General features: G+C 39.9%; 2 protein-coding genes. Both read left to right on the forward strand.

Features of this window, described 5'->3' with window-relative positions; genetic code table 11:
* The coding region (locus E1176_RS00920; RefSeq protein ID WP_155208713.1) for a T9SS type B sorting domain-containing protein at positions 1–1,044 on the forward strand (1,044 nt) is incomplete at its 5' end.
* The coding region (locus E1176_RS00925) for a type IX secretion system membrane protein PorP/SprF (RefSeq protein ID WP_155208714.1) at positions 1,041–1,339 on the forward strand (299 nt) is incomplete at its 3' end. The genes E1176_RS00920 and E1176_RS00925, both read left to right, overlap by 4 nt.

Raw genomic sequence — 1,339 nt, forward strand, 5'->3', positions numbered from 1 at the left:
GAAGATGCCCTTTTTTATACACCAGGCAATTTCACAAACAATGGCTTTACACAAAATCAAGGTGATATGGTGGTGGCTGGTCATTGGCGCAACAGCAATGTTTATCAAGGTATTGGAGCTCTAACCCTCTCTGGAGAAAAAACTCAGATCATAATTAATAACAATCAGGCCATAAATAAGCTGATTATAGAGGGGGGAGGTCAAAAATTCTTAGTAGGAAACTTAAAAGTAACTGATGAATTACACTTAGAAAATGGGCTTTTTACCACTAGCATGACGGATAGCTTGTGGTTATCGAGTAAGGTTAAGATTTCAGGTGGATCTCAATTTAGCTATATAAACGGGCCTCTTGGCCAGCTAGGTTCAGGCCCAAAATTCTACCCAATAGGAACAGACGAATACTACACCCCTATAGAGTTTTCTGAAATATTAGGTGCTAACCCTGCAGTAGTGATCATCGCGGATTTTGATTCTGGGTTTCAGCCACAAACAGAAGGTGATTATGTTGCGGTATCTCCGGTGAGCTATAAAATAAACTTAGCCTCTGGTTTTGTCGAAAACTATGAAATGATCTTACCTCCCAAAGAGTCATATTTTGAGTACGATCAAGTTGCTGCGATCTGGAGTGAGTCTGGAAACGACATGTATAAAACCGTGAGTTCAAGTTCTGACAGGTTTTTACTTCCTGGTATTGCTAATAAAGTCGGGTTAATAGCCATAGAGACACCTGTAAATAATGGAGGTCAAAAATTTTATTTTTCTAAAAGCCTTTCACCAAACGCATTTGACGAGGAGAATAAATCTGTACGGGTGTATGGAAATGAGTTGTTAGAAGAAGACTTTTCGTTAACGGTTTTTAATCGTTGGGGTATCATTGTTTACGAAACCAACTCATTGGAGGAAATGCAAGACAGTGGGTGGAATGGCAAGCAAAAACAAAACGGTGAACTTGTGCAGTCGGGTTCTTACCCCTTTATACTGAGAGCCACAAAATTTACTGGTGAAAAAATTGAAGAGAAAGGAATAATTTCGGTTTTCAGATGAGAACCACAATGACCATATTGTTGGTTGTTGTAGTTGTTGGTATTGCTTCAGCTCAAAGGCCTATTTTCTCTCAGTACTATAATACAGGCCTGTATCTAAATCCTGCACTGGTCGGGGAGGAAAAGGACATAACCTTTCAGGCAAACTATCGATCACAATGGGGCAATATAGATTTACCCTTTAAAACTACGCAGGCTTCTGTAGCTTATCCTGTTGTAAAAAGAGGGGTCAAACCTATGCATGTAGGTGGTTTAGGGTTGTCTATTTTTAGGGATGAAACCGGGCAGAGTGGTGA

Source organism: Fulvivirga aurantia (genome assembly GCF_009711475.1).
Taxonomy (GTDB): Bacteria; Bacteroidota; Bacteroidia; order Cytophagales; family Cyclobacteriaceae; genus Fulvivirga; species Fulvivirga aurantia.